Here is a 6,499-nt window from a genome sequence, read left to right on the forward strand (position 1 = left end):
GGGTAGTCCTCGACGGGGAGCGTCAGCAGGCCGAACTCGGCGGGGCCGCAGCGCACGACGACCTCCGAGCCCTTCATGTGGACCTCCACCGGGTGCGGGGGGAGGTTGCGGACGATGTCGGCCAGGAGCCGTCCCGGGACGAGGGCGCGGCCGGGCTCCGCGACGCCGGCGTCCTCCCTGGCGCGGGCGGACACCTCGTAGTCGAACCCCGCCAGGGTCAGCTCGCCCTGCTCGGTGACCTCGATGAGCATGCCCGCGAGGACGGGGAGCGCGGGGCGGGCCGGCAGCGTCCGGGCCGCCCAGGCCACGGCGTCGGCGAGCGTCTGCCGGTCGACTCGGAACTCCACCTTCGCCTGCCTTTCCGCGACTGCTGGACGGGCCGCTTCCGGCCGTGTCACGCACGGTATCCCCCGCCACCGACAGTCTCAGAACAACGCGTCCTCGGTGATCTTGGTCTTGCGTTCGAAGTCGAGGAGGTAGCGCTTGCGGTCGAGGCCGCCGCCGTAGCCGGTGAGGTCGCCGGTGGACCCGACGACGCGATGGCAGGGGACGATGACGCTGACCGGGTTGCGTCCGTTGGCTAGGCCGACGGCACGGGACGCTGAGGGTTTACCCAGTTCGACGGCGAGCTGCCCATAGGTGGTGGTCTCGCCGTAGGGGATCTCCTGGAGCACCGTCCACACGCGCTTCTGGAATTCGGTGCCCTGGAGGTTGAGCGGCAGGTCGAACTCGGTCAGGTCACCGGCGAAGTAGGCGGAGAGCTGTTCGGCGGCGGTCGCGAAGGGATCGGTGTCGGGATCGCCGGGTGCACCGAACGTTTCCTCGGATGGACGATGCCGCTGCAGATCCATGTACAGGCCGGACAGGGCGCCGTCCAGAGCCACCAACGTCAATGGGCCTACAGGACTGTCCAGGATGACGTGCGTCGATTCCATATGGGTTCCTTCGGGTTCCTTCTAGGGCTCAGGATGCAGGAAGCAGGTTGATTGCGTGGTCGCCTGTAGCCCATAGGTATTGGACGGCATAGGCGCGCCACGGACGCCACTGCGCGGCACGTCGCGTAAGGGCCGCGGGTGTCGTGGGCAGGTCGAGCGTCTTGGCGGCGGCGCGGATTCCCAGGTCGGTGGGGATGAACGCGTCCGGGTCCCCTAGGGCGCGCATCGCGATCGACTCGATGGTCCACGGCCCGAACCCGGGCAGGACGGCCAAGCGCGCGCGGGCCTCCTCCCAGTCGCTCCCTACCCCGAGGTCGATTTCGCCGCTTGCGAGCGCGTCGACAAGGGTCATGAGCGTGGTGCGGCGCGTTTTCGGGAAAGCGAGGGCTTCCGGATCGAGTTTCGCCAAGGCGGACGGGGTCGGGAAGAGGTGGGTCAGTCCCCCGCCAGGGTCGGCTATGGGGTCGCCGTAGGCGGTGACCAGGCGTCCCGCATGGGTTCGGGCCGCGGCCGTGGAGACCTGCTGGCCCAGGACGGCGCGCACGGCGAACTCGGGGGCGTCCACGGTCCGCGGGACGCGCCGTCCGGGAGCCTTGTCGACGAGCGGCGCGAGGACGGGGTCGGTGCGGAGCAGGTCGTCCACGGCGACGGGGTCGGCGTCGAGGTCGAGCATCCAGCGGCAGCGGCTGATCGCGATGGTGAGGTCGCGCAGGTCGCTGAGGGTGAGCGTGCAGGCGATGTGGTCCGGCTGGGGGCGGAGGGTCGCGATGCCGTGCCCGTGGGGGAGCCGCATGGCGCGGCGGTACGCGCCGTCCCGCCATTCCTCGACGCCGGGGACGGCGGTGGCGGCGAGATGGCCGAAAAGGTTGTCCGGGCAGAGGGGCGCCCGGAACGGCAGCCGCAGTGACAGCGCACCAGAACCGGCGGGCGGGTGGCCCTTAGCGACACGGTCGCGCAGGGCGGTCGGCGTTAGGGCGAACACCTCGCGGACGGTCTCGTTGAAGGCCCGGATACTGGCGAACCCTGCGGCGAACGCGACATCACCCATCGGGAGGAGTGTCGTTTCGATGAGGAGCCGTGCCGTCTGAGCGCGCTGGGCCCGCGCCAGGGCGAGTGGGCCCGCGCCCAATTCGGCGTTGAGCTGGCGTTCGATCTGGCGTGTGCTGTAGCCGAGGCGCCGGGCGAGGCCGGGGACACCTTCGCGGTCGACCACGCCATCGGCGATGAGCCGCATCGCGCGGGCGACGGCGTCCGCGCGATGGTTCCACTCCGGCGAGCCCGGGGTGGTGTCGGGGCGGCAGCGCTTGCAGGCCCGGAATCCGGCCTGCTGCGCGGCGGCGGCGCTCGGGTAGAAGCGCATGTTCTCGGGCTTGGGGGCGACGACCGGGCAGCTCGGACGGCAGTAGATCCCGGTGGTGACGACCCCGGTGAAGAACCATCCGTCAAAGCGGGCGTCCTTGGCCTGGACGGCCCGTACGCACCTTTCCGCGTCCTCGTGCATGCCCCCAGCATCGCCGATGGTCAGGGCATTCCACTGGCGAGTTTCCGACATCACCGTCCGCTGGCACCGGCGCCCGCCGCCGCAGCGGCCCTGGTGCATGACGTCCCAGGTAATCGATCTCCGGCACGGGTCTTGGCAGCCTGAGATCCGTCGCCGGGACGAACCCGGCCGATCATATGGGAGTCATGAAATGAGCGACGTTCAGCAGCGGGTCACGGACTACATCGCGATCTGGAACGAGACCGACCCGGCCGCCCGCCGCGCCGCGATCGACGAGCTGTGGACCGACAGCCCCGTCTACGTCGATCCGCTCGGCGTCGCCGAGGGACGCGACGCGATCGACGCGTTCGTCGGCGCGGCGCAGCAGCAGTTCCCCGGCATGGTCTTCCGTCCCGCGGGCACTGTGGACGCCCACCACAACGTGGCCCGTTTCACCTGGGAACTGGGCCCCGAGGGAGGCGAAGCGATAGTCGTCGGTTTCGACGTCGCGGTCTTCGACGCCGACGGCCGTTTCGACCGCGTCCACGGGTTCCTCGACAAGGTCCCCTCCTAGGCGGTTCAGAGCCGGCGGAGGGCGTCGCCGTCCACGCCCTCCGCGAACGAACCGCTCCCTCGTACCACCGGCAGTAGCAGGCCAGGAACCGGCACTAGGCACCTGGAGCCAGAGCGAACATCGCTCCCTGGCGTGAAGGCTGTTCGACCCTCGCGTTTCTAGGCTCGACAGCATTCGGGCCAAGGGTCAACAGGAGGAATCCGTGCGTCGCCAGGTTTCAGTTCTCGTCCTAGCCGCGGTCGGCGCGACCTCTCTCAGCGCGTGCGGCATGGCCTTCGCTTCCACCTTCGACGACGACGCCGCACTCAACGGCGAAATCAAGGCGGTACAACTCGACAACATCGATTCGGGCAGCGTGACGTTGCGCGGCGGAGCATCCAAGGCGTCCCTGCGCCGGACGGTCGAATACCGCGGGGACAAGCCGACCGGACAGACGCACCGCATCGAGAACGGCGTCCTGAGACTCCGCGACTGCGGCGACAACTGCTCGGTGCGCTACACGATCGACCTCCCTGGCCGCGTCCCCGTGGACGGCGCCACGGACAGCGGCTCGATCAAGCTGACGAGGGTGGGCGCGGTGAACGTGTCGACCGATTCGGGCTCCATCCACCTGGACGACGTCGCCGGGTCCGTACAGGCGAAGACGGACAACGGGAAGATCGAGGGGCGCGGCCTCAAGGGCGACGGCGTCGATGCCCGGACCGACAACGGCAAGATCACCCTCACCCTGGCGAAGCCGCAGAACATCCGCGCGGTGACGTCCAACGGCGGCGTCACCGTGACCGTCCCGGCGGGCCGCTACCGCGTGTCCGCGCGCGCCGACAACGGCGACCGGACGGTCGGGATCCCCCACGACGCGTCCGCCCCGCACCGCCTCGACCTGACCACCGACAACGGCGACATCACCGTCAGATCCGGCGGCTAGCCTCCCGGGCCGAGGCCCCGCGGTTCCATGCGGAGACCTCACGGGGCCCAGGCGGAGACCTCACGGGCCCAGCCGGTGTCCGCGGGCACCAGCGGGGGCCCCGCGGGCACCGGCTGAGGGGCTTGCGGGCGCCAGCCGGAAGCTTGCGGGCGCCAGCGGGAGGCTTGCGGGTACCGGCGGAGGCCTCGCAGGTCCAGGCGTCCCGTCCCCGGCGATACCGTGGGCGCGTGGACGAGATGATCTCCTGGCGGGAGGACGGCCGGGACCAGCGCGTCCGCTGGCGGTCGGAGAGCGGTGCCCCGCCGCCCCGCCGCGTGACGATCGCCGACGACGAGACCCGCGCGGACGACGCCTACCGGCTGGCCTGCGAAGGCACCGCGCTGCTGTGGCGCGGCGACTTCCAGAACGCGCGGCAGCTCCTCAACGCGATGGCGCGGCGTATCGACCGTCCCCCGACGGCGGCGCGGCAGCGGCGCAGGCAGCGCAAGGCGGAACCGTCCCAGGTGCAGGCGTTCCACCTCTACCGCCAGGCACGTGCCCAGCGCGCGCGGACCCTCGCCATGCTGCTCATACCGTTCGACCCAGGACACGTGATCCCGCTACGCCGCGCCCCCGACGTCCAAGACGCCTGCACGCAGGTCTACGGGCCGGACGACCAGCCCTACATCACGTCCTTGCGTGAACTGCTCGGGCTGATCGGCGCCCATGAATGGCGTGAGAAGGGCGTCCCCATTCCCGCGCTGGGCAACGACCGGATACATCCACACTACGGAGTGTTCTCGCCGGTCAGAGGAGAATACGTGGACCTGGTCGCCGAGGCCCCACTCCCACCGGCGGCAACAAGCGCCTTCGACATCGGGACGGGCACGGGTGTCCTGGCGGCCGTCCTGGCTCGTCGCGGTATGGAACGAGTCGTCGCCACAGACCACGACCCGCGCGCGCTTGCCTGCGCCCAAGAGAACCTCAACCGCCTGAACGTGGCCAACCGGGTCGACGTCGTCCAAGCCGACCTGTTTCCAGAAGGACGCGCCGGGCTCATCGTCTGCAACCCGCCCTGGATACCAGCGAAACCCAGCTCACCGCTCGAACACGCCGTCTACGACCCGGGCGGCCGGCTGCTCAACGGCTTCCTCAACGGCCTCGCCGACCATCTGGAACCGGACGGCGAGGGCTGGCTCATCCTCTCCGACCTGGCCGAACTCCTCGGGCTCCGCACCCGCGACGACCTCCTCGCGCTGATCGAAACGTCCGGCCTGGAAGTCACCGGACGGCTCGACACCAAGCCGGCACACCCGCGCGCCGCCGACCCCGACGACCCCCTCCACGCCGCCCGCGCCGCCGAGACCACGTCCCTCTGGCGGCTCAGACATGGCTCCGGTGGGCGGTCTCAGGCCCTATGACCTGCAAGAGTTCGAGGGCTTCGATGGTGGGGCTCCCGGGCGGCGGCGTGAAGACGACCAGCCGCTGATCTTCGGCCGGGGTGAGCAGCGCCTCCGCGTCGAACTCGATCGCCCCGACCTCCGGGTGCAGGACCCTCATGCGGCTGGTGCGGCGCACGGCCACCTCGTGCCGCTTCCAGAGCGCCGCGAACTCCTCGCTGGCATCGTGCAGGCGCCGGACAAGCGCCGCCGCGACGGCGTCGTTGCCGCGCCGTGCCACGCTCGCCCGCAGGTCGGCGACGTGCTGGCGGCTGTACAGGTCGTGCTCCTCCGGCGGGTACGCCTCCCGGACGAACGGGTCGGTGAACCACCGCCACACGATGTTCCGGTCACCGACGTCCACCGTGCACACGCAGCCGAAAAGAGACTCGGCCATCGAGTTCTGCGCCAAGACGTCCCCGAGGTCACCGACGATCTGCGCTGGCGTCTCGTGCAGCCGGTCGAGCAGGTACAGCAGCCCGGGCCGGACGTGCTCGCCCGCGAACGGCCCCGCAGGCGGACGATGCCCCGCCAGGACGTACAGATGGTCGCGCTCGTCCTGCGTCAACCGGAGCGCCCGCGCCAGCGCACCGAGCAACTGGGCCGACGGTTGCGGGCTCCGCGCCTGCTCAAGCCGCATGTAGTAGTCGACGGACATGCCCGCGAGCTGCGACACCTCCTCGCGCCGCAGCCCCGGCGTGCGGCGCCGCGGCCCGGCCGCCAGGCCGACCTCCTGCGGGCGCAGCCGCTCCCGGGAACGGCGGAGGAAATCGGCGAGTTCGCGGCGGTCCATGTCCATACCGTCCATGCTCCGCGATTTACGGAACCGCAGCCTGGGATCGCTTGTCCTAGCCAAAGCGGTCCGCTCCTCATCACCGCCCCGCCCAGGCAGCGTTGGGCGCATGACGAAACTGACCGTTGGAAACGCCCGCATCACCTACCGCACGGAGGGCTCCGGGCCCGCCGTCGTCCTGGTCCACGGCGTGGGTCCCGGCTCGGCCATGTGGGACGGCTGGGCCGAAGCCCTGTCCGCCGACCACACCGTGATCCTCCCCGACCTCGCCGGTTCCGACCCCGCCGAGGACGACGGCGCACCGCTGACCACCGAGGCCCTCGCCGCCCAGGTCAACGCCGTGATCGAACACTCCGGGGCGGGACGGGCCGGAC

Annotated in this window: 8 protein-coding genes; 4 read left to right on the plus strand and 4 right to left on the minus strand. The window is 70.7% G+C overall.

From position 1 onward, the window contains the following. From E1264_RS38660 to E1264_RS38670, 3 genes are all read right to left on the minus strand, one after another. The coding region (locus E1264_RS38660; protein WP_279492039.1) for a DNA polymerase III subunit beta at positions 1-347 on the minus strand (347 nt) is incomplete at its 3' end. Between the two features lie 78 nt (positions 348-425). Then, positions 426-935 (minus strand): methylated-DNA--[protein]-cysteine S-methyltransferase, encoded by a 510-nt coding sequence (locus E1264_RS38665; RefSeq protein WP_132181890.1) that lies wholly within the window; start codon positions 933-935, stop codon positions 426-428. 28 nt (positions 936-963) lie between these two features. Beyond that, on the minus strand, positions 964-2,436 hold the full coding sequence (locus tag E1264_RS38670; RefSeq protein ID WP_132181892.1) for a DNA-3-methyladenine glycosylase 2 family protein: 1,473 nt from the start codon (positions 2,434-2,436) through the stop codon (positions 964-966). A 190-nt stretch (positions 2,437-2,626) separates the two neighbouring features. On the opposite strand from E1264_RS38670, the gene E1264_RS38675 reads away from it, so the two are divergent. The 3 genes from E1264_RS38675 (at position 2,627) to E1264_RS38685 (ending at position 5,314) form a co-directional block, all read left to right on the plus strand. Then, the gene (locus tag E1264_RS38675) at positions 2,627-2,989 is read left to right on the plus strand and encodes a nuclear transport factor 2 family protein (protein WP_132181894.1); all 363 of its coding nucleotides are present in this window, start codon (positions 2,627-2,629) and stop codon (positions 2,987-2,989) included. A 268-nt stretch (positions 2,990-3,257) separates the two neighbouring features. Continuing rightward, complete coding sequence (locus E1264_RS38680) at positions 3,258-3,914, plus strand: DUF4097 family beta strand repeat-containing protein (RefSeq protein ID WP_132181896.1); 657 nt, start codon at positions 3,258-3,260, stop codon at positions 3,912-3,914. A 236-nt stretch (positions 3,915-4,150) separates the two neighbouring features. Then, complete coding sequence (locus tag E1264_RS38685; RefSeq protein ID WP_132181898.1) at positions 4,151-5,314, plus strand: class I SAM-dependent methyltransferase; 1,164 nt, start codon at positions 4,151-4,153, stop codon at positions 5,312-5,314. Here E1264_RS38685 and E1264_RS38690 read toward each other — a convergent pair. Beyond that, positions 5,277-6,140 (minus strand): helix-turn-helix transcriptional regulator, encoded by an 864-nt coding sequence (locus tag E1264_RS38690; protein WP_243711433.1) that lies wholly within the window; start codon positions 6,138-6,140, stop codon positions 5,277-5,279. The two genes, E1264_RS38685 and E1264_RS38690, sit on opposite strands and share 38 nt — an antisense overlap. A gap of 94 nt (positions 6,141-6,234) precedes the next feature. Between E1264_RS38690 and E1264_RS38695 the strand changes: the two genes are divergently transcribed. After that, positions 6,235-6,499: alpha/beta hydrolase (locus tag E1264_RS38695; protein WP_165964606.1), on the plus strand; the 265-nt coding region annotated here is incomplete at its 3' end.

It is taken from the genome of Actinomadura sp. KC216 (genome assembly GCF_004348535.1).
In the GTDB taxonomy this organism is placed as follows: Bacteria; Actinomycetota; Actinomycetes; order Streptosporangiales; family Streptosporangiaceae; genus Spirillospora.